Origin of the sequence: Nonomuraea sp. NPDC046570, from assembly GCF_040645915.1 — a bacterium.
Taxonomy (GTDB): Bacteria; Actinomycetota; Actinomycetes; order Streptosporangiales; family Streptosporangiaceae; genus Nonomuraea.
Genome location: NZ_JBEYZF010000025.1, coordinates 1 through 20,148, shown reverse-complemented (window position 1 = coordinate 20,148; position 20,148 = coordinate 1). Strand labels below are relative to the sequence as shown.

The following is a 20,148-nucleotide window of genomic DNA, read 5'->3' as shown; positions in this document are numbered from 1 at the left end:
GAGATCATCCCGCACTCCGGTGGAGTGATCGGGGCCTCCTGGCTGATGATCGCCCTGCCCCTGCTGGGCGCGGCGATCCTGTTGCTGGGCGGACGCCGTACCAACGGGTGGGGTCACCTGCTGGGCGTGCTCATGTCGCTCGGTTCGTTCGTGGTGGCCGTGCTCGCCTTCTTCGCCCTCGACGGTAAGCGCTACAGCGTTCACCTGTTCGACTTCATTCCCGAAATGGCGGACATCGGGCTGCTGATCGACCCGCTGTCGATCTGCTTCGCGCTCCTGATCACCGGTGTCGGATCGCTGATCCACATCTACTCGGTCGGCTACATGGCGCACGACCCGGACCGGCGCAGGTTCTTCTCGTACCTGAACCTGTTCGTCGCCGCGATGCTGCTGCTGGTGCTCAGCCACAACTACGTGGGGCTGTTCATCGGCTGGGAGGGCGTGGGCCTGGCCTCGTACCTGCTGATCGGCTTCTGGCAGTTCAAGCCGACGGCGGCGGTGGCGGCCAAGAAGGCGTTCATCGTGAACCGGGTCGGCGACTTCGGTCTGCTGATCGCCATGTTCATGATGTGGACGACGTTCGGCTCGCTCGCCTTCGGCGACATCGCCGGCGAGGTCGGCGAGGCCTCCCAGGGCACGCTCACCGCGATCGGCCTGCTGCTCCTGCTCGGCGCGTGCGGCAAGTCCGCCCAGCTCCCGCTGCAGTCCTGGCTGCTGGACGCGATGGAGGGCCCGACTCCGGTCTCCGCCCTCATCCACGCCGCGACCATGGTCACTGCCGGTGTCTACCTGGTGGTCCGCTCCGGCTTCGTCTTCGAGGCCGCGCCCACCGCGCAGCTCGTCGTCACCATCGTCGGCGTGGCCACGCTGCTCGCCGGTGCGATCATCGGTATGGCGAAGGACGACATCAAGAAGGGCCTCGCCGGTTCGACGATGTCGCAGATCGGCTACATGATGCTCGGCGCGGGCCTCGGCCCGGTCGGCTACGCCTTCGCGATCGGCCACCTGGTCACGCACGGCTTCTTCAAGGCCAACCTGTTCCTCGGCGCCGGATCGGTCATGCACGGCATGAACGACGAGGTGAACATGAGGAAGTACGGCGGCCTGCGCAAGGTCATGCCGGTCACCTTCGCCACCTTCTTCATCGGCTACCTGGCGATCATCGGCTTCCCGCTGCTGTCCGGTTACTTCACCAAGGACGGCATCATCGAGACGGCCATGCACCACGACCCGGTCCTCGGCTGGCTGGCCGTGCTCGGCGCGGGTCTCACCGGCTTCTACATGTCGCGGATGGTCTTCATGACCTTCTTCGGGGAGAAGCGCTGGGACTCCGAGGCGCACCCGCACGAGTCGCCCGCCGTGATGACCTGGCCGCTGATCGTCCTGTCGATCGGCTCGGTCTTCCTGGGTGGCTACCTGATCCTGGACAACCGCCTGATGAAGTTCCTCGCCCCGGCCGTCGGCCAGCCCGACACCCTGCCGACGTTCCACTTCGTCAGCACCCCGGGCATGGCGACGCTCGTACTGGTCGCCATCGGCGCGGCCATCGCCTGGATGAAGTACGGCAGGGCCGAGGTCCCCGAACTCGCCCCGGCGGGTTCGTTCCTCACCAGGTTCGCCCGGCGCGACCTGTACGGCGACGCCATCAACGAGTCGCTGCTCATGCGCCCCGGCCAGTGGCTGACCCGCTTCGCGGTGTTCTTCGACAACCGCGGCATCGACGGGCTCGTCAACGGGCTGGCCGCGACGATCGGCGGCACGTCGGGCCGGATGCGCCGGCTCCAGACGGGCTTCGCCAGAAGTTACGCGATGTCCATCCTCTTCGGCGCGGCCCTCCTGGCCGGCGCTCTGCTCCTTGTAGGGAACCTGTGATGCCCTGGCTCTCGATCCTGATCGCGGTGCCCGTCCTGGGCGCCGTCCTGGTCGCCCTGCTTCCCAAGGGCAAAGACAAGCTGGCCAAGCAGGTCACCCTGGGCGTCTCGCTGGTCGTCCTCGCGCTGACCATCGCGATGGCCGTGCCGTTCAGCCCGAAGGGCCAGCGCTTCCAGTACGTCGAGACCTACGACTGGATCCCGTCCTTCGGGGTGCACTTCGGTCTCGGCGTCGACGGCATCGCGCTGGTGCTGATCGCGCTGTCGGCGGTGCTGGTGCCGATCGTGGTGCTGGCCTCCTGGCACGACGCCGACGCGCCGACCGCCAAGCGTTCGGTGAAGACGTACTTCTCGCTCCTGCTGGTGCTGGAAGCCATGATGATCGGTGTCTTCGCGGCCACCGACATCTTCCTGTTCTACGTCTTCTTCGAAGCCATGCTGATCCCGATGTACTTCATGATCGGGTCCTACGGCGGCGCCCAGCGGTCCTACGCGGCGGTCAAGTTCCTGCTGTACTCGCTGTTCGGCGGCCTGCTCATGCTGGTCGCGGTGATCGCGCTGTACGTGATCGCCGACAAGGGCACCTTCATGTTCCCCGAGCTCATCGGGGCCATCCAGGACCCGACCACGCAGAAGTGGCTGTTCGCCGGGTTCTTCTTCGCCTTCGCGGTGAAGGCCCCGCTGTGGCCGTTCCACACCTGGCTGCCCGACGCGGCCGCGCAGGCTCCGGCCGGCGCCGCCGTGCTGCTCGTCGGCGTCCTGGACAAGGTCGGCACGTACGGCATGCTCCGCTTCTGCCTGGAGCTGTTCCCGGACGCGTCGAAGTTCTTCACGCCGCTGGTGATCGTGCTCGCCCTGGTCGGCATCGTGTACGGCGCGATCGTGGCCATCGGCCAGACCGACATGAAGCGCCTGATCGCCTACACCTCGATCTCGCACTTCGGCTTCATCGCGCTGGGCGTGTTCGCCATGACGAACGACGCGGGCGCGGGCGCCACGCTGTACATGGTCAACCACGGGTTCTCGACCGGCGCGCTGTTCCTGATCGCCGGGTTCCTGATCGCCCGGCGCGGTTCGCCGCACATCGCGGACTACGGAGGCGTGCAGAAGGTCACGCCGAAGCTGGCCGGCATGTTCCTCATCGCGGGCCTGTCGGGCCTGGCGCTGCCGGGACTGTCGTCCTTCGTCAGCGAGTTCATGGTGATGATCGGCACCTACGAGCGCTACGCGTGGCCCGCGATCATCGCCGCCACCGGTGTGATCCTGGCCGCCATCTACATCCTGTGGATGTACCAGCGGGTGGCCAACGGGCCGACGGCCGAGTCGGTCAAGGGGTTCAAGGACCTCAACGGCCGCGAGATGTGGGTGGTCGCCCCGTTGATCGCCCTGATCATCGGGCTCGGCTTCTACCCCAAGCCACTGCTTGACGTGATCAACCCGGCGGTGGACAAGACGCTGTCCACCGTGCAGGTGGAGAAGTTCACCCCGGCGATTGCCGAGAAGGGGGCCGGACAGTGAACGGCACCACCATCCCCGCGCCGAGCATCGAGTACGGCACTCTGGCGCCGATGCTCCTGGTCTTCGGAGCGGCGATCATCGGCGTGCTGATCGAGGCGTTCGCGCCCCGGTACCTCCGCAAGTCGATCCACGTGCCGGTGACCCTGCTCAGCCTGGTCGGCGCGTTCGCGCTGATCATCTTCCAGGTGATGGCGAGCGGCGTGCCGACCAAGGCGGCGGCGATGGGCGCCATCGCGGTCGACGGGCCCTCGCTGTTCATCTGGGGCGTCATCCTGGTGCTGTCGTTCGTCAGCGTGCTGCTGGTGATGGGCGACGATCACTTCGTCGCCTCGGCGGCGGCCGTACCGGGCAGTGCCGAAGAGGAGGACGCGGAGACCTCCGGGGCCGCGCACACCGAGGTCTACCCGCTGGTCCTGTTCGCGGTGGGCGGCATGCTGCTGTTCAGCGCGGCCAACGACCTGCTGATCATGTTCGTCGGCCTCGAGGTCATGTCGCTGCCGCTGTACCTGCTCTGCGGCCTGGCCCGCCGTCGCCGCCTGCTCTCGCAGGAGGCGTCGATGAAGTACTTCCTGCTCGGCGCGTTCTCCTCGGCCTTCTTCCTGTACGGCATGGCGCTGATCTACGGCTACGCCGGCTCGGTCGACCTGGCCAAGATCAACACCGCGCTGGGCAGTGTCGGCGGCATGGACACGCTGCTGTTCGCCGGTCTGGCGCTGCTCGGCGTCGGTCTGATGTTCAAGATCGGCGCGGCGCCGTTCCAGGCCTGGAAGCCTGACGTCTACCAGGGCGCGCCGACGCCCATCACCGCCCTGATGGCCTCCGGCACGCTGGTGGCCGCCTTCGGCGCGGTGCTGCGGGTGTTCTGGGTCGCCCTGGGCAACCTCGACTGGGACTGGCGCCCGGTCATGTGGGGCGTGGCGATCCTGACGATGGTGGTGGGCGCGATCCTGGCGATCACGCAGACCGACATCAAGCGCATGCTGGCCTACTCCTCGATCGCGCACGCGGGCTTCCTGCTGATCGGCGTCATCGCCACCAACGTCGACAAGGTCGGCCCCAACGGGCAGGTCGTCGAGACCGCGGCGGCGCAGAACGCCAACTCGCTGTCGGCGATCATGTTCTACCTGCTGGTCTACGGTGTCACCACGGTCGGCGCGTTCGCCGTGGTCACCATGGTCCGCGACGCGGGCGGCGAGGCGGGGCACCTGTCGCGCTGGGCCGGGCTGGGCAAGCGTTCGCCGGTGCTGGCGGGCGTGTTCGCCTTCTTCCTGCTGGCCTTCGCCGGCATCCCGCTGACCAGCGGCTTCTTCGGTAAGTACGCGATCTTCATCGCGGCCGTCGAAGCCGGCGCCACCCCGCTGGTCATCGTCGGTGTGGTCACCTCGGCCATCGCGGCGTTCTTCTACGTCCGCGTGATCGTGCTGATGTTCTTCAGCGAGCCCGCCGCGGACGGCCCCACCATCGCGATCCCCAGTGGGGCGACCGCGGCGGTCATCACCTTGGCGGCAGCGGTTACGGTAGTGCTGGGGGTCTTCCCGCAGCCTGTCCTGGACCTCGCCGAACAGGCTGCGTCAACTTTGTTCGTTCGCTAGGGGGATTGTGAATGGCTGCGCCACCCGTTGTTGACCTGCCCATCGTCGATGAGCGGTTGGCGCAGGACGTGGCCTCAGGACTGGCCTCGGTCGAGAAGCTGCTGCGCTCGTCGGTGGAGAGTGAGGACGCCTTCGTCACGGAGGCGTCCCGCCACCTCATCGAGGCAGGCGGCAAGCGTTTCAGGACCATGATGGTCCTGCTGGCCGCCCAGTTCGGCGACCCTTCGGCGCCGGGCGTCGTGCCCGGCGCCGTCGTGATCGAGCTGACCCACCTGGCCACGCTCTACCACGACGACGTCATGGACGAGGCGCCGGTCCGCCGGGGCTCGCCGTCCGCGAACGCCCGGTGGGACAACACCGTGGCGATCCTGACCGGCGACTACCTGTTCGCCCAGGCCTCGGAGATCCTGTCCGACCTCGGCCCCGAGGCGATCAAGATCCAGGCGCAGACGTTCTCCCGCCTGGTCCGTGGTCAGATCCGCGAGACCGTCGGCCCGCGCGCCGGCGACGACCCCATCGCCCACTACATCGACGTGCTCGCCGACAAGACCGGCTCGCTCATCGCCACCTCCGGACGCTTCGGCGGCCTGCTCGCCGGCGCGCCCGACGACGTGGTGGAGCGGCTCAGCCGGGCCTGCGAGGCGATCGGGGTGGCCTGGCAGCTCGGCGACGACCTGCTCGACGTGGCGTCCTCGTCCGGGGAGTCCGGCAAGACGCCCGGCACCGACCTGCGCGAGGGCATCAAGACCCTGCCCGTGCTGTACGCCCTGGAGTCCTCCGCCAGCGACCGCCTCCGCGCCCTGCTGGACGGCCCCGTCGCCGAGGCCGACGTCGAGGAGGCGCTGGAGCTCCTGCGCGCCGACCCCGCGATGGTCAGGGCGCGTGCCGAGCTGGACGCGTGGGTGAACAGGGCACGGGGCGACCTGGCCTCCCTGCCCCCGATCCCGGCCAGGGAGGCTTTCCTGGCCCTGTGCGACTACGTGGTCGAGCGCTCGGGCTGACGCACTCTCACCGCCGTACGGCTCGCGTGAGCCGTACGGAGGCTGTCGTAGGTGAAGATGGCGAGGGCCAGCCAGACGATGGAGAAGCCGATCCAGCGGCTGGGCGGCATGACCTCCTTGGCGACCAGCACGCCCACCAGGAACTGCAGGACCGGGGCGATGTACTGCAGCAGGCCGATGGTGCTCAGCGGCACCCGGATCGCGCTGGCGGTGAAGAACAGCAGCGGGACCGCGGTCACCAGCCCGCCGCCGGCCAGCAGCAGCGCGTGCAGGGCGCCCTCACGGCCGAACGTGGTGGCGCCCGACTGGTCCAGGAACACGAGGTAGGCCAGGGCCGGGGCCAGCAGCACCAGGGTCTCGACCGTGAGGCTCTCCGCGGCGCCGACGTTGGCCTGCTTCTTGACCAGCCCGTAAATGCCGAAAGTGACGGCGAGCGTGAGGGCGATCCACGGCAGCCGGCCGTAGTCGATCGTGAGCACGAGCACGGCGAGCACGCCGAAGCCGACCGCGGTCCACTGCAGGGGGCGCAGGCGCTCCTTCAGCAGCATGGTGCCGAACAGCACGCTGACCAGCGGGTTGATGAAGTACCCCAGGGCGGCTTCGACGACGTGGCCAGTGTTGACCGCGTAGATGTAGGTGCCCCAGTTGACGGTGATGAGCACCGCGGCGAGGGCGAGAAGGGCCATCTTCCTGGGTTGCCTGACCAGGTCTCTGAACCAGGACCAGTGGCGTCGGACGGCCAGGATGGCGACGACGGCGACGAGCGACCAGACCATACGGTGGGCGAGAATCTCGATCGCGCCCGAGGGCTTGAGCAGAGGCCAGTAGAGAGGGAACAGTCCCCAGAGAACGTAGGCGGCGACCCCAAAGAGTACACCGCGCCGAAGGTCAGGCATGTAGTACAGTTTCGCGCCTTACATGCTTAAAGACAAATGCGTATTGCTATGTGGGATTATGTAGGGGCTCTTAAGTGTTTGGGTGATTTAGGCTGACAGGTGGAGGTGCGCACGATGGGTTGGATGTTCGGCAGGAACAAGGCGACGATGGTCGCTCCCGAGGACGCGCTGCCGGGGCGCTCGACACCGATGCCGGTGCCGGCCACGCACGCGGTGCTGTCCGCTCCACTGCCCCCGGTGGAAGGCTACCCGGTGGCCGACTTCGGCCTCGGCTGCTTCTGGGGCGCCGAGCGGATCTTCTGGCAGACCCCCGGGGTGGTGACCACCGCCGTCGGCTACCAGGGCGGGTACACGCCCAACCCGACATACGAGGAGGTGTGCAGCGGCCTCACCGGGCACACCGAGGCGGTGCGGGTGGTGTACGACCCGGCCAAGGTGTCGTACGAGGAACTCCTCAAGGTGTTCTGGGAGGCGCACGATCCGACCCAGGGGCTGCGGCAGGGGAACGACGTCGGCTCCCAGTACCGCTCAGCGATCTACACCCACACACCGGAACAGCAGAAGGCGGCCGAGGCGTCGCGCGACGCGTACCAGCGGGTTCTGACGTCCTCGGGCTACGGCGAGATCACGACAGAGATCGAACCGGCGGGCGAGTTCTACTTCGCGGAGGACTATCACCAGCAGTATCTTCACCGCAACAAAAACGGCTACTGCGGCATCGGGGGGACGGGCGTGGCCTGTCCTGTCGGTCTGACGTCCGGCGAGGCGTAGACCTGCGGTTCGTCTAACAATCTGGCTCTTGGTCGCGCGGCTCAGCTGACGACGATCGAGGGCCAGAGTCCTTTCTGGCGACAACTTTCTCTACAGGGTCAAGGGCAGTCCGCCTGCGGCGGCCTGCGCGTCTGGCGGTCGCTGGCCGCGCTGCGGCCTGGGGGCCGGTCGCGGCCAGCACCGCCCACGCGCCTTCCATGGCAGCCCTGTGCTCCGGGTCGGGTTGCCACCGAGCAACTCCACCGTCCTGCGTGCGGTCAGACCAGTGATCGTTCTCACCTCTGACAAGGACGACATGGACGCGGGAAAACCGTCAAGGTTGTGTGGATCCGGTGGCTCAGACCATGATGACGACCTTCCCCGGCGCGTGCCCTTGTTCCATGTATCTGATGGCGGCCGGGATCTCCTCGAACGGATAACAGCGGTCGATGACCGGAGTGATCCTGCCGTCCTCGATGAAGTGGGTCAGCGTCATCAGGTTCTGTCTGTTCTGCACGCATCGGACCACGTCCGCGATGACCATTCTCTGGGACACGAACGGCGACATCGCGAGGGCCGAGAACACGTGACCAACGGGTTGTAACCATCGGCTGCCCGGCCCGCCGACGGCGACGTAGATCCCCTTGGGCGTCAGCACCCGCCGGCACGCCGATCCCGGGCGGCTTCCCGCGATGTCCAGCAGCAGGTCGTAGTGCTGTCCACGCCGCGTGAAATCCTCTTTGGTGTAGTCAACGACCTCGTCCGCGCCGATCGACCGGACCAGGTCGGCATTCCGTGTGCTGCAGACGCCGGTGACCTGCGCGTCGAATGCCTTGGCGATCTGAACGGCGAACGTGCCCACGCCCCCCGACGCCCCGTTGATGAGAACCCTCTGTCCCGGCTGAATCCGTCCTTCGTCGCGCAGGCCCAGCAGGGCGGTGCCGGCCGCCATCGGCACCGCCGCCGCCTGCTCGAACGACAGGTTCTTCGGTTTGGGCGCCAGCTCGCTTTCCCGGACGCAGGCGTACTTGGCGAAGCCGCCCTGTTTGGGCATCGCGAACACCTCGTCGCCGGGGCGGAACTCCGTCACGTCCTTGCCGACCGCCTCGACCTCCCCCGAGATGTCGGCGCCCAAGATACTGATCTTCGGCTTGCGTAGTCCGGGGCCGCCGCCCATCAGCCGCGCGATGAACGGCTCCCCTCTCATGAGGTGCCAGTCATAGGGCTGTACGGAGGTGGCGCGTACCCTGACCAGCACCTCGTCGTCGCCGGGCACGGGCTGGTCGATGTCGGTGAGATCCAACACGTCGGGTGAGCCGAACGAGCGCAGGACGAACGCCTTCATCACATTCTCCTCGTCCCTCGCGGGTGCCCGCGGGTTCTGTCGGGGGCCGTCACATTCACGATCGATGTCGTGGCTCGTGTCGATGGGGCGGAGGTATCGTCGGCCGGATGGCGGCGAGCGTGTCCCGAGCCACTGAAAATCAGCGTAGAAGGCCTGCGCAAAGGACTCATCAGCCGAAAGTACGCCTGATTGGTGGATGATCGGCCAGCTCAGATCAGGCCGTTCTGTCGATGAGCCGCCGCCGTCTCAGCCGCCACGATCGGGTCATGACCGATGAGAGCCTGACAGGACACCCCTGGTCTCCGCAGTCGCCGCGGAGCGGTCGGCCGGCGGATGACCGGAACACGGCGGGAACTTCCGCAGTAGCCTCCTCCACCAGGGCAGATTGGCTCGTGCCCGCGGCACTGATCGTGCTCAGCGCCGTTCCCGTGACCGCCGGTGCCGTCCGCCTGACCGAGCTGACGGGCGGCGCGGAGATCACGCCGGAGAACGCACGGTTCTTCGCGGCGCCCCTGCCCGTGGTGCTGCACATCCTCAGCGCCGGCCTGTACGGCGTGCTCGGGGCCTTTCAGTTCGTCCCCCGACTCCGCCGCCGGAGGCCCGGCTGGCACCGCGTCGCAGGGCGGGTCCTGGTCCCGTGCGGACTCGTCGCAGCGCTCTCGGGGCTATGGATGACCCTGTTCCATCTGCGCCCCCATGGTGACGGTGATCTCCTCGCCGGCTTCCGGCTCCTGTTCGGCTCGGCCATGGTCCTGGCCCTTGTTCTCGGTCTCTCCGCGATCCGGCGGCGGAACGTCGCCCGGCACCGCGCCTGGATGATCCGCGGCTATGCGATCGGCCTGGGGGCGGGTACGCAGGTGCTGACTCACCTGACCTGGTTCCTGATCCTCGGCACGCCTGGAGAGATCCCCAGAGCGCTGCTCGTGGGCGCAGGCTGGGTGATCAACCTCGCCGCGGCCGAATGGATCATCCGTAGGCGATCGGTCCATCCAGGCCCGTACCCGGCTCAGTTCTTGACGCGGTTGGTCTCGTAAGCCCACATGGCGATCTCGACGCGGTTGCGGGCGCCGAGCTTGGCCATCAGGCTGGCGATGTGGGACTTGACGGTGCTGAGAGAGATGTGAAGCTCGTCGGCGATCTCGTTGTTGGTCCGTCCGCGTGCCACGGTGGCCAGGATCTGTTCCTCCCGGTCCGTGAGCGTCTCGATGGGGTGCGCCGGCGGTGAGATGGGCCCGGTGTTGGCGAAGGCGCTGAGCAGCCGTGCGGTGACGCTGGGGGCGATGAGCGCGTCGCCGTTGGCGGCGGCGTGGATGGCCTGGGAGAGCATGTCGGCGCCGGCGTTCTTGAGCAGAAAACCCCGGGCACCGGCTCGCAGGGCGGCGTAGACGTAGTCATCGAGGTCGAAGGTGGTGATGACGACGACGGCGAGCGGGTCGGCCACGTTCGGTCCGGCGAGGGAGCGGGTGGCCTCGATGCCGTCAAGGCCGGGCATGCGGATGTCGAACAGGCACACGTCGGGGCGCAGGCGCCGCGCGAGTTCGACGGCTCGTCGTCCGTCGGCGGCCTCGCCGACGACCTCGATGCCCGGTTGGGCGTCGAGGATCATCACGAGCCCGGTGCGGGCGATCTCCTGGTCGTCGGCGACGATCACTCGGATGCTCATGTCGCCGCCCCGCTTCGGGGCAGTACGGCGGTCACGGTCCAGCCCCGGTCGGGGCTGGGGCCCGCTTCGCAGGTGCCGCCGAGCAGGTCAGCGCGTTCGATCATGCCGATGAGCCCGTATCCCGGCGGCGCGGCCGGGCGGATGGGGCTGCTGTCGCCGTCGTCGCTCACGCGCAGGCGCACCGATGTGTCGTCGGCGGTGACGCGGACCTCGATGCGGGTGGCGTGACGGGCGTGTCGCTGGGCGTTGGTGATCGACTCCTGGGCGAGGCGGTAGATCGCGGCCTCGACTGACGGGGGGAGGCCGTCGATGTCGCCGGAGATCTCCACGTCGACAGAGGGGCCGGAGCGGCCTGGGCTCGCGAGCTGTTCGAGATCGGTGACGCGTCGGCCGGGCGCCAGGTCCGCGGGTTGGTCCCGGCGCAGGATGCGGACCATGGCGCGCATCTCGTCGAGGGCGCGTGCCGCCTCGACCTCGATCACGCGGAGCGCGTCGGTGGCGGCGTTCGGTCCCGACTCCGATGTGGCGAGACCCGCCTGGGCGCGGATCGCCATAGCCGAGACGTGATGGGCGACGGTGTCGTGCAGGTCGCGGGCAAGCTGTTCGCGTTCGAGCAGCTTGATCTGGTCGAGCTCGCGCGTCCTCGCCGTGGCCCGGTACCGGAGTGCTCCGCCCAGGGCGATGACCGAGAACATGACGGCGAACGCGCCGACCATGTCGCCGGGCGTGATGCGGTCGAAGAGCAGCGAGAGGGAGACCGCGACGAGCATGATCGTCGACCCGAGTGTGACCTCGCGTCCTGACCCCCACCGAAACAACGAGTACACCAGGATCAGCAGGTACACCATCGTGTACGTCTCCGCGGAGTCGCCGTCCGTCAGCAGCGGGGCCAGGCTCGTGGTGGCGAAGGCGATCGCGACCATCGGCAGCGGCCTGGTCCGGCGCCATAACAACGTGGGCACCAGGCCGATGGTGACGATCACCGAGACGGTTCGCCACGGAAGCTCCGGCCGCAGTAGCCCTTCGAGCACCGCGACCGGCACGAGCACTCCCACGAGCACCCAGTCCCGCCATACCCGCGTCGGCGGGTTGGGGGGACTGGGGTTGTCCCACACGGAGCGAAGAAGGGAGGGCACGTGAACATCGTACGAGAGCTGCTCGGGGCGGCCCAGAGCACGGGGACGCACCCTCCGCCGACAGGTCGCGTCCGACTGTGCGGCTTCGCTGTCGTTTCTTCATCGAACTGGGATCTGATCGAGATTGCTGCACGATTCATAGCTGTTCTTCGCGGTGCGAGTCGTCTGACAGCCCGGCTGGCTGACAGATGATGGTGTGGCTCTCCTTCCCGCAGTTCACCGACTTCAGAATGTGTTCTGACTTACGATGGCAGAGTGAGCACCAGCAACGCCGACGCCGTCACCTTCTCGGACCTGTCGAGAAACCCCCGAGCTGTCGCCGAACGCGCCGCACGCCTCGGTCGAGTACGCGTCACCCACCGAGACGCTCCAGATTTCTACCTGACCGCCGCCGACCGCGAGGATCAGCGTGGGCAGACGCTGGCTACGGCATCCCGTCTGTTCCTCGCCCTCATCAAGCACGATCCGACCGCTCGCGCGCTGGTCATCGCCATGCCCGAGGTCTTCCCCTGGGTTCGCCACCTCACCTCCGCCGAGCTGCGTGCCTTCACACTCGAACTGGTTGAGGCGCTCTCTGACGCTGCGGAACTGGATGTCGATGTCACCACCCAGGAAGTCATCGCAGGCTGGCGGGCGACCGCTCGGATCAAGGCCGACCCCGCGCATTACGCCCAGGCCCGCAAGGCCACAAGCGGCGACTACGGGCCAGTAGAGGTTTCAGCATGAGTCCGAAGCGCGGTGACCGGGTCACGGTCCCTCCTCCGGATGACGAATGGGATATCCGGTTCGGTGCCAGTGATGCGGTCAAGGGGTGGGAGGAATTATGCCGTCACGCCCTGGGCAACACACGCCGATGTTTCGAGGCATTGCGCGCCGATCCACGCTCGCGGGCGGATCATGAGCGTCAACATCGCCTGCGCGGCGACCTCGCGACTCATCGTCATAATGGCCAGGACCTGGAGCAATGGGAATTCGAGGTCACCAGCGGCGGGCGCGTCCGCTATGTCATCGATGACACCACTCGCACTGTCTGGGTCGTCTACGCCTCACCTCGTCACCCAAAAGACACCGACGCCTGAAGCCGAAGGCGGGAGAAGGCCCGTTGCTCGGAGAGCCGTACACGCGGCAGCTTGATGGCAAGCTACGTGAGCTCCGGTTCTACCTTGATGATCTGACGATGCGAGTCAGTTACTGGATCGCCCCGGGTCGGCGGATCATCCTCCTGACCGTCTTCCGGAAGACGCGGATGAGGGAAGATCGAGCAAGCGATGAAGCCGAATGAGGCGAGCCTTTGCTACTGCAAGTAGTAAACTCCCTCTATGAGCCTGCCTGAACGAGCTTTCCCGCCAGGGGAGGGGCCAGCAGCCAAGGTCAGCGTCTCTCTGCGTGCCGGCAACATCCGCGCCATCAAGGAACGCGTCGGCGCGCGAGGGTTCTCCGCGTACGTGGATGCCGCCGTGGAACGCCAAATCGAGCGAGATTTGCTGGAGGAAGCGCTCCAGGTCAACGAGAAGGAGAGCGGTCCGATCCCGCGGCACCTTCGCGACGAAGCGGAGGAGTTGTTCCGCAGCGTGAAGTCCGCCCCGGAACTGCGGGAGGACAGTGAATGGCACGCGCACGAAGCAAGCTGAGCGCGGGGACCGTCATCCTGGACTCTGAAGGGCTCTCGAAGTGGTGCTCGGCTGACCAGCGAGTCACTGCCATTGTGCGGGAGGCGCAGAGCAACGACTTCCGGGTCGCTGTGAGTGCGCTGACGCCTATCGAGGCCTTCGATGCTCGTGTGGCAAACGATCGATTGCGTTGGCACCTGTCGCGGCTGCGCGTCGAGCCGGTGACCGAGAAGGTCTCTGTCCACGCGCTGGACCTGCTGCGCGACAGCGGTCTTCACGGCCACAACTACGCGATCGACGCCGTCGTCGCCGCAACCGCTCTTCGTTCCACCCGGCCGGTCGTCGTCATCACCACGGATGAGGACGACATGAGAAAGCTCTGTGGGCAGGCGGTCCGCCTCGTACGTGTGTAGCGAGCTGAACCACTGCCTTGCGTGTAAACAACGACCTCTTTTGAGGATTAGCCGAGAGAGCTGAGACGCCGACTTCACCGGTACGGCTCGCGCTCGGCTTCTGGGAGTGAGCCGTACCCACTTGTGTGGCTCGCCTCTGACTTCCTGGTCGTGAGCCGCGTTTTCTCCTTCATCGAGCTGGCAACTGAGTCCTCGACTGCTCCTGGTGGCACGGCGGGCCTTCATAGGCCCCGCTATGACGGAAGACGCAGGGTGAACGTCGTGCGGATGCCTGGCACGCTGGTGACCGTGGCTGTGCCGCCGTGTGCCTCGGCCAGGTTGCGCACGATGGCGAGCCCGAGTCCGCTGCCGCCCGTCTGGCGGTTGCGGGATTTCTCTGCCCGCCAGAACCGGTCGAAGACGTGGGGGAGGTGCTCGGCGCGGATCCCGATCCCCGTGTCGGTCACCTCGACGACGACCTGGTCGCCGTCCTGGCGGGCGCCCAGCGTGATGTGCCCGCCGCGGGGCGTGTAGCGCAGGGAGTTGGTCACCAGGTTGCCGATGGCCTGGCGGAGCCGTACCGGATCCGCGGTCAGTGGGGGGTCGTCGGTGACCATGCTGGTCAGTGTGAGACCTGCGGCTTCGGCCCGGCCTCGGTGGGCGGTGGTCACCTGGTCGAGAAGGTCGCCGAGGTGGACGGGTTCGACGTGCAGACGGAGCTTGCCCGCGTCGGCGAGGGCGAGCTCCTGAAGGTCGTCGACGATGTGCTGCAGCAGCAGGATCTCCTCGACCAGCGAGGCGATCAGCGCGGGGTCCAACTCGGCGACGCCGTCCTGGGCGGCCTCCAGCCAGCCCCTGAGGTTGCTCAGCGGTGTGCGCAACTCGTGGGAGACGTCGCTGACCATGGCCTTGCGCTGCTCCTCCATGCGCTGGAGGTGTTCCGACATCTCGTTGAACGCCGTGGCGAGCTCGCTGATCTCGCCGGTGGTCCTGACCGTGACGCGGGCGGAGCTGTCCCCGTCACGCATCCGCTGCGCGGCGTGGGTGAGCGCGTTGACGGGCCTGACCAGGCGCCTGGCCGCCATGACGCTCACGCCCACGGTCAGCACGAGGACGAGGAGGGCGGCACCGGCGATCGAGGGGAGCGGGATGCGCTGGCCGGTGGCCTCGGCGGGGGAGCCGATGTACAGGTACGCCGCCGGGGCGACGAAGGGATCGAGTTGTTCTTTGCGGGCCGTGACGATGCAGGAGGAGATCACCTGATCGGGCTCGGTCGGCCTCGACTTCACCTTGGAGACCCAGGTGAAGTCGAGGCCGACCGAACCCCTTTCCGCGCCCTTGCCCTTGAGACACCTGCTGACCAGGAGGTTGAGGTGTTTCAACGCGGCCTTCTCGGTGCGCGTCGGTGTGCTGAAGGCAGTGGCGTCGCAGGCGCCCACCACGATGGGGGCCGCGGTCGGCATCGGGCTCGGCATCGGGCTCGACTCCTGACTGACCCCCTGGCTGAGCGTCGTGACGAGGGGCCTGCCGGTGTTCGAGACGGTCACCTGTACGGCCTGCCCGGTGCGGCCCGCGCAGGCGGCGTAGGTGTCGGCGGCCTTCCTCAGCCGGGCGCGATCGCGGGCGGACAGTAGGAAAGGACCCACCGCGCGCGGATCGATACGGTCCCTGGCCGCTCCTGGCACCAGGGTCACGTCCACGGCCAGCGGGTCGACGACGGCCGACACCTTGGCAGGCAGTGGGGTCCCGGCGGTCGCCGAGTCCGCGATGAGGGTGCCGTTCTCGGTGGCCAGCGCGATGCGGCGGCTGTTCTGGGCGGCGAGATCGCGCACGGTGGCGGCGACGCCCGACCAGTCCGCATGGCGGGAGGCGTAGCCGAGCAGGCTGTTGTTGATCCGGGCGTCGCTGGCCAGCGTCTGGCCCTGCTCGCGCTGGATGGCGCCAGAGGTGCTGCTGGCAGCCAGCCACGCGGTCGCCGTGATCGAGCAGACCGCCACGACAGCCGAACTCGTGAGCAACCTGACGAACAACGACCTCATGCGTGGGTCAGTTTGTAGCCGACGCCGTACACGGTCAGCAGCCGGACCGGGCGGCGCGGATCAGGCTCGATCTTCTTGCGCAGGTTCATCACGTGCACGTCGACCGTGCGTTCGGTGATGAACCTGTCGAAGCCGTGGATGCGCTCCAGCAACTGCTTCCTGGTGAACACCCGCTCCGGCTCGGCAGCCAGCGTCTCGATGATCCGGAACTCCGCGAGCGTACAGTCCACCAGCGTGTCCGCCGCGGTGACGGTGTGCCTGACCGGGTCCACGAGGAGATCGCCCGCCTGGAACACCTGCCGATCGGCGTCCTGGGACTTCCCGGCACGGCGCAGCAGGGTCCGCACGCGGGCCATCAGCTCACGCGGGCTGTACGGCTTGGCGACATAGTCGTCAGCGCCGAGGTCGAGCCCCAACAACAGATCATCCTCGGTGGACCTGGCGGTCAGCATCAGGATCGGCAGGTCGGACTCGGCACGCAGCACCCGGCAGACGTCCAACCCGTCAACCTTCGGCATCATCACGTCGAGCATCACGAGGTCGGGATCCGCCCGCCGCGCCTCGTCGATCGCGGAACGCCCATCGTGCACGACGAGGACCTCATGGCCCTCCCGCTCCAGATATCGCCTGAGCAGTTCGGCCTGCTTGGGGTCATCCTCGGCCACCAGCACGTACGCGCACATGGGCTGAGGCTATGCCCATGCCAGGGGTGCATATGGGATCCGCATGACAACCAAACAGGTTTCACACATTCTGTCGCCAGGCTGCGGCAGGTGAGAACCAACCTGCTTCGTACGGCTGCTGCGGCGACACTCGCCTTCCTGCTGACCGGTTGTGTGGGCAGCGCGAGCAGCACCGCACGGCCCGAGCCGGCGAGCAGCGTCAGTTCGAAGATCGCGAGCGTCAAGGGATCTCGGATCACGGTCTACAAAAGCAAGGAGGGGGTGGCACAGAGGACGATCACGAGCCCCAACGACTACGGCGCGACGCGTGTCTTCCTGGTGGAACGTGACGAGGGCAAGTGGCTCCAGGTGCTGCTGCCGATCCGGCCGAACGGCAGCAAGGGCTGGATCAAAGCCACCGACGTGACGCTCGCGGAGACCGCCTACCGGGTGGAGATCGATCGCGGGGCGTTCAGGTTCACGGTCTATGACGGCGACAGGGCCGTCAGGTCGGGCAAGGTCGCGACGGGCGAAGCGGGCACGCCGACACCTCCAGGTCGATACTTCTTCACCGAGCTGGTGAAGCCCGTCGACCAGGGCGGGGCCTACGGCGCCTACGCCTTCGGGCTGAGCGGCTTCTCACCGGTGCTGAAGAGCTTCGCCGGCGGCCCAGGCCAGCTGGCAATCCACGGGACGAACAAGCCCTCCGCCATCGGCACGCGGGCCAGCCACGGCTGCGTCCGGATCAGCAACGACGACATCACCTGGATGGCGAAGAACCTGGCGATCGGTACTCCGGTCGTCGTACAGGGCTGAGGCCCGACTCGAATGAACAGGGAAACCCATATGAAGATCAAAGCCACGCTCATCGGCATCAGCGCGGTGCTGGCCCTGACCGCGGGCCTCGCAAGCTTCTCGGGCACGGCCGCGGCCGATCCCAAGAAGCCGGCCGTCACGTCCGCCGCCACGCCAGCCCCGGCGCCGGCCGACCAGCGGCCCGTGGTCAAGACGACGGCGGGTCCGAACGAGCCCGTCGTCGTCAGCCCGTCCTACACCGGCTGATCCAGGCCGCGGCCGTACCTCCTCTCCTGCCCGTGGTCGCGTCAGCGACCAGGCCATCGCGGGCAGGAGCAGGACCCCGTCGTACGACCTCGGCATGTAGTCGACGCTCGTGTGGCAGACGATCGATTGCGTTGGCACCTGTCGCGGCACAGGATCAGCGGTGGGTCTCCGCGTCCGAACGGGCCGGTTGCGGGATCACTGGGTATGACACCATGTCCGGATGGTCATGGAGGAGCAGACTTCTTCCGGTCGGCTGTTGATCAGTCAAATGGGACACTCGACGATCGTCGTCATCCCCGCCGTCGTCACCCTGCTCGCGACGATGATGTCGGTCATAGTGCTGACTGTCGAGCGTGTACGCCTCACCTCGGATGACGTGATGCCGCTGTTCGTCATCGTACCGGCCGCTATTTGCTGGCCGGTGTTGTACCTCTTTGAAATACGCCGGGCATGGCTCGTCGCCGTCCTAGGGGGCGTGTTCATGGGGGTGCTGTGGCGGCTGGCGGCCCAAGTCGATATTGGTAACCTCTACCCCGCCGTTCCCCTGGGCGGGATCGTCGCCTACCCCCTGGCCGTCTTGGTCGCCGCACCTCGTGTCCCGGTCGTGTGGCGTGTCCTACCGCTGGCGCTGTTCGCAGGGCTCTTCTGGCTCGGTGCGTGACCATAAGCGGGTCATTCATCCCAGTGAGAAAACATGAGCGAGTAGGCAACTGGCGAGAGCTCAGAACTTGTCGTCTGGCCGAGCCGGGCGTTTGAGGCCTATGAAGTCATACGTCGGGCTACTGCGGTCATGGCCGCGTAGTCCCGCGATCTATCCCGGCCATGTGTGCATCCTGTGGCAGAGCTTGCCGTCCGATCTTGCTGAAGACCGACCACGGAAGCACGCGAATGTCGATTTCCCCACGTGGTCGCTGGGAGCTTGCGTAAGCTGCAAGCTATGTTTCAGTTTATGAAACAGCCACCATCCGTCTTGCTTCCGTTGCTGCGCTCTCCCTTTCAGGGTGAGCTCTTGGCCTGGCTCTTTCTCCATCCCGGTGATGAATATCCACAGGTTGAGCTGGCGAAGAGGTTCGATGTCTCGGCCTCGACCGTGACTCGGGAAGTAGATCGTCTCGCTGCGGCGGGTCTGGTCGTCGAGCGGAGAATCGGCAACCTGCGGATGATCCGCGCGGACACGGACGTGGTCGTGGCTCGGCCGCTGACCGAGTTGCTCGCTCTGACGTACGGGCCGGTGGCTGTGCTTGGTGAGCGGCTGTCTGACGTCGCTGCCGTCGAGGAGGCGTACATCTATGGTTCCTGGGCTGCGCGGTACTCAGGTGAGCCGGGCAGGGTGCCGAAGGATGTGGATGTTCTGGTTGTCGGCGCTATTGATGAAGATGATCTGTACGACGCCGCCAGAGCTGCGGAGCGGCAACTTGGCAGAGAGGTGAACATGCGTCGGCTGAGCCGCGATGACTGGGAGTTCTCAGCCGGCGATCCCTTCCTGGAAACGGTCAGGTCCCGGCCACTTGTGCGACTCAAGATTGAGAAGGGGCATGGCCGGTGAGATGGGAGCAGGGGCGGGCTGTCCTTGAGGGCATGCTTAGCCGTGGCGAGATCGAAAAAGTCGCGGCGAGTCGTTCGCAGGCCGAGGAGCTGCTCGCTCAGGCAGGAAAACACGTGGCGACTGCTCGTCTTGCGATGGAATCGGACCCGATCGGTGCTTACCAGCTGCTCTATGACGCGGCACGCAAGGCCCTGTGCGCGGTGCTGGAGAACCAAGGGCTTCGGGCCACCAGCCGGGGTGGGCACATCGCGATATATGAGGCGGTCAGCGCGCAGCTTGATCCACCGTTGGGTCAGAGCCTGCGTCCCTTCGACCGGATGCGCCGACGGCGGAACGAAGCAGAGTATGAGGCCGATCCTTCCCGCCGGACTCGACCGCAGCGTTCCGACGCAAGTGTGCTGGTAGATCGGTGCCTTCCGGGGCGACTGGCGTAGACTCCGGCTATGACCGCTGCTCCTGAAGAGTACGAGGACATGCATCGGCTGGTTGATCGGCTGACGCCGGACCAGCTTCATGAGGTGCGCGCGCACACCCTGCGCCTCGTCCACTCCGGTGAGGGAGAGTCGGGCCAGGAGTGGCCGCCCGCCTGGTTCGGGTCGGTGACCACCGAGCGGGACGACATCGCCGAACACGCTGAGGAGATCTTGCGACAGGGGTATGGTCGCGAAGCGTGATCGTCGTTGACACCGGCCCCATCGTGGCCGCTGCCATCCGAAATGACCGTAAGCACGATGTCTGTGTTGAGATATTCAACCAGTTCCGTAGAGAACGACGTGAGCTTCTTGTTCCGGCTTTTGTGGCCGGCGAGGTCTCCTACATGCTGGGCAAGATCGGTGGAGCCAAGGTGGAGGCCGCGTTCCTGCGCTCGCTGAAGTCTGGAGTCTTTCACCTGGTCGATCACATGGACGATGATCTCGACCGCATCGCCAGCCTGATAGAGCGTTATTCAGATCTTCCGCTGGGATCGGCTCGGAACCTGTCAATTTGATCAAGGCAGTTGAGCTGGGCTAATTCTGTGTCGGCTTCTCTGTGGTCTCCTTCAGGTCCTCGTTCTTGGGCTTGTTG

General features: G+C 66.7%; 24 protein-coding genes. 18 read left to right on the top strand and 6 right to left on the bottom strand.

All coding sequences use genetic code 11. The annotated features are described in order from the left end of the window. The first annotated feature begins 45 nt into the window (after positions 1–45). Genes nuoL through ABZ911_RS31000 form a run of 4 tightly spaced genes read left to right on the top strand, consistent with a single transcriptional unit; the run spans position 46 to position 5,982 of the window. On the top strand, positions 46–1,872 hold the full coding sequence (nuoL, locus tag ABZ911_RS31015) for an NADH-quinone oxidoreductase subunit L (RefSeq protein WP_358064055.1): 1,827 nt from the start codon (positions 46–48) through the stop codon (positions 1,870–1,872). Further along, positions 1,872–3,389, top strand: a complete 1,518-nt coding sequence (locus ABZ911_RS31010) for an NADH-quinone oxidoreductase subunit M (RefSeq protein WP_358063781.1) — start codon at positions 1,872–1,874, stop codon at positions 3,387–3,389. The genes nuoL and ABZ911_RS31010 overlap by 1 nt, the downstream gene beginning before the upstream one ends. After that, on the top strand, positions 3,386–4,981 hold the full coding sequence (gene nuoN, locus ABZ911_RS31005) for an NADH-quinone oxidoreductase subunit NuoN (RefSeq protein WP_358063778.1): 1,596 nt from the start codon (positions 3,386–3,388) through the stop codon (positions 4,979–4,981). The genes ABZ911_RS31010 and nuoN overlap by 4 nt, the downstream gene beginning before the upstream one ends. 11 nt (positions 4,982–4,992) lie before the next feature. Beyond that, positions 4,993–5,982 (top strand): polyprenyl synthetase family protein, encoded by a 990-nt coding sequence (locus tag ABZ911_RS31000; protein WP_358063775.1) that lies wholly within the window; start codon positions 4,993–4,995, stop codon positions 5,980–5,982. Here ABZ911_RS31000 and rarD read toward each other — a convergent pair. Beyond that, entirely contained in the window at positions 5,958–6,878 is a 921-nt protein-coding gene (gene rarD / locus ABZ911_RS30995; RefSeq protein ID WP_358063772.1) for an EamA family transporter RarD, read from the bottom strand. The two genes, ABZ911_RS31000 and rarD, sit on opposite strands and share 25 nt — an antisense overlap. Before the next feature lie 123 nt (positions 6,879–7,001). On the opposite strand from rarD, the gene msrA reads away from it, so the two are divergent. Then, positions 7,002–7,649, top strand: coding sequence for a peptide-methionine (S)-S-oxide reductase MsrA (gene msrA, locus ABZ911_RS30990; protein ID WP_358063769.1), 648 nt, complete (start codon positions 7,002–7,004; stop codon positions 7,647–7,649). Positions 7,650–7,986: 337 nt separating this feature from the next. Here the strand turns inward: msrA and ABZ911_RS30985 are convergent, their stop codons facing one another. Next, positions 7,987–8,973 carry an NAD(P)-dependent alcohol dehydrogenase gene (locus tag ABZ911_RS30985; protein ID WP_358063766.1) on the bottom strand — a complete coding sequence of 329 codons (987 nt, stop codon included), beginning with the start codon at positions 8,971–8,973 and terminating at the stop codon, positions 7,987–7,989. A gap of 392 nt (positions 8,974–9,365) precedes the next feature. On the opposite strand from ABZ911_RS30985, the gene ABZ911_RS30980 reads away from it, so the two are divergent. Further along, complete coding sequence (locus ABZ911_RS30980; protein ID WP_358063763.1) at positions 9,366–10,007, top strand: DUF2306 domain-containing protein; 642 nt, start codon at positions 9,366–9,368, stop codon at positions 10,005–10,007. Here the strand turns inward: ABZ911_RS30980 and ABZ911_RS30975 are convergent. Together ABZ911_RS30975 and ABZ911_RS30970 are read right to left on the bottom strand one after the other, a co-directional pair. Next, complete coding sequence (locus ABZ911_RS30975) at positions 9,980–10,636, bottom strand: response regulator transcription factor (RefSeq protein WP_358063760.1); 657 nt, start codon at positions 10,634–10,636, stop codon at positions 9,980–9,982. The genes ABZ911_RS30980 and ABZ911_RS30975 overlap by 28 nt on opposite strands. After that, positions 10,633–11,772 carry a sensor histidine kinase gene (locus ABZ911_RS30970; RefSeq protein WP_358063757.1) on the bottom strand — a complete coding sequence of 380 codons (1,140 nt, stop codon included), beginning with the start codon at positions 11,770–11,772 and terminating at the stop codon, positions 10,633–10,635. Before ABZ911_RS30970 ends, ABZ911_RS30975 begins: the two co-directional genes overlap by 4 nt. Positions 11,773–12,027: 255 nt before the next feature. Between ABZ911_RS30970 and ABZ911_RS30965 the strand changes: the two genes are divergently transcribed. From ABZ911_RS30965 to ABZ911_RS30945, 5 genes are read left to right on the top strand one after another with little or no spacing between them, the layout of a single operon-like run. Next, positions 12,028–12,498 carry a hypothetical protein gene (locus ABZ911_RS30965; RefSeq protein ID WP_358063754.1) on the top strand — a complete coding sequence of 157 codons (471 nt, stop codon included), beginning with the start codon at positions 12,028–12,030 and terminating at the stop codon, positions 12,496–12,498. Next, the gene (locus ABZ911_RS30960) at positions 12,495–12,851 is read left to right on the top strand and encodes a hypothetical protein (RefSeq protein WP_358063751.1); all 357 of its coding nucleotides are present in this window, start codon (positions 12,495–12,497) and stop codon (positions 12,849–12,851) included. Before ABZ911_RS30965 ends, ABZ911_RS30960 begins: the two co-directional genes overlap by 4 nt. Before the next feature lie 23 nt (positions 12,852–12,874). Next, positions 12,875–13,054: a type II toxin-antitoxin system RelE/ParE family toxin gene (locus ABZ911_RS30955; protein ID WP_358063748.1), complete on the top strand. Its 180-nt coding sequence runs from the start codon at positions 12,875–12,877 to the stop codon at positions 13,052–13,054. A gap of 37 nt (positions 13,055–13,091) precedes the next feature. Next, on the top strand, positions 13,092–13,403 hold the full coding sequence (locus ABZ911_RS30950; protein WP_358063745.1) for a hypothetical protein: 312 nt from the start codon (positions 13,092–13,094) through the stop codon (positions 13,401–13,403). Next, on the top strand, positions 13,379–13,795 hold the full coding sequence (locus ABZ911_RS30945) for a PIN domain-containing protein (protein ID WP_358063742.1): 417 nt from the start codon (positions 13,379–13,381) through the stop codon (positions 13,793–13,795). Before ABZ911_RS30950 ends, ABZ911_RS30945 begins: the two co-directional genes overlap by 25 nt. A 233-nt stretch (positions 13,796–14,028) precedes the next feature. On the opposite strand, the gene ABZ911_RS30940 is transcribed toward ABZ911_RS30945, so the two are convergent. After that, on the bottom strand, positions 14,029–15,813 hold the full coding sequence (locus ABZ911_RS30940) for an ATP-binding protein (protein ID WP_358063739.1): 1,785 nt from the start codon (positions 15,811–15,813) through the stop codon (positions 14,029–14,031). Then, positions 15,810–16,496 (bottom strand): response regulator transcription factor, encoded by a 687-nt coding sequence (locus tag ABZ911_RS30935; protein WP_358063736.1) that lies wholly within the window; start codon positions 16,494–16,496, stop codon positions 15,810–15,812. The genes ABZ911_RS30940 and ABZ911_RS30935 overlap by 4 nt, the downstream gene beginning before the upstream one ends. 90 nt (positions 16,497–16,586) lie before the next feature. On the opposite strand from ABZ911_RS30935, the gene ABZ911_RS30930 reads away from it, so the two are divergent. The 7 genes from ABZ911_RS30930 to ABZ911_RS30900 all read left to right on the top strand — a co-directional run bounded on the left by ABZ911_RS30930 (position 16,587) and on the right by ABZ911_RS30900 (position 20,071). Further along, complete coding sequence (locus ABZ911_RS30930; protein ID WP_358063733.1) at positions 16,587–17,291, top strand: L,D-transpeptidase; 705 nt, start codon at positions 16,587–16,589, stop codon at positions 17,289–17,291. 30 nt (positions 17,292–17,321) lie between these two features. Then, on the top strand, positions 17,322–17,537 hold the full coding sequence (locus ABZ911_RS30925; RefSeq protein ID WP_358063730.1) for a hypothetical protein: 216 nt from the start codon (positions 17,322–17,324) through the stop codon (positions 17,535–17,537). Positions 17,538–17,757: 220 nt separating this feature from the next. Beyond that, complete coding sequence (locus ABZ911_RS30920; protein WP_358063727.1) at positions 17,758–18,198, top strand: hypothetical protein; 441 nt, start codon at positions 17,758–17,760, stop codon at positions 18,196–18,198. Between the two features lie 348 nt (positions 18,199–18,546). Then, positions 18,547–19,083 (top strand): winged helix-turn-helix domain-containing protein, encoded by a 537-nt coding sequence (locus tag ABZ911_RS30915; protein ID WP_358063724.1) that lies wholly within the window; start codon positions 18,547–18,549, stop codon positions 19,081–19,083. Between the two features lie 32 nt (positions 19,084–19,115). Further along, positions 19,116–19,517, top strand: a complete 402-nt coding sequence (locus ABZ911_RS30910) for a hypothetical protein (protein WP_358063721.1) — start codon at positions 19,116–19,118, stop codon at positions 19,515–19,517. Positions 19,518–19,526: 9 nt separating this feature from the next. Further along, positions 19,527–19,757, top strand: coding sequence for a hypothetical protein (locus tag ABZ911_RS30905; protein WP_358063718.1), 231 nt, complete (start codon positions 19,527–19,529; stop codon positions 19,755–19,757). Further along, positions 19,754–20,071 carry a PIN domain-containing protein gene (locus ABZ911_RS30900; RefSeq protein WP_358063715.1) on the top strand — a complete coding sequence of 106 codons (318 nt, stop codon included), beginning with the start codon at positions 19,754–19,756 and terminating at the stop codon, positions 20,069–20,071. The genes ABZ911_RS30905 and ABZ911_RS30900 overlap by 4 nt, the downstream gene beginning before the upstream one ends. Positions 20,072–20,148: the final 77 nt, after the last annotated feature.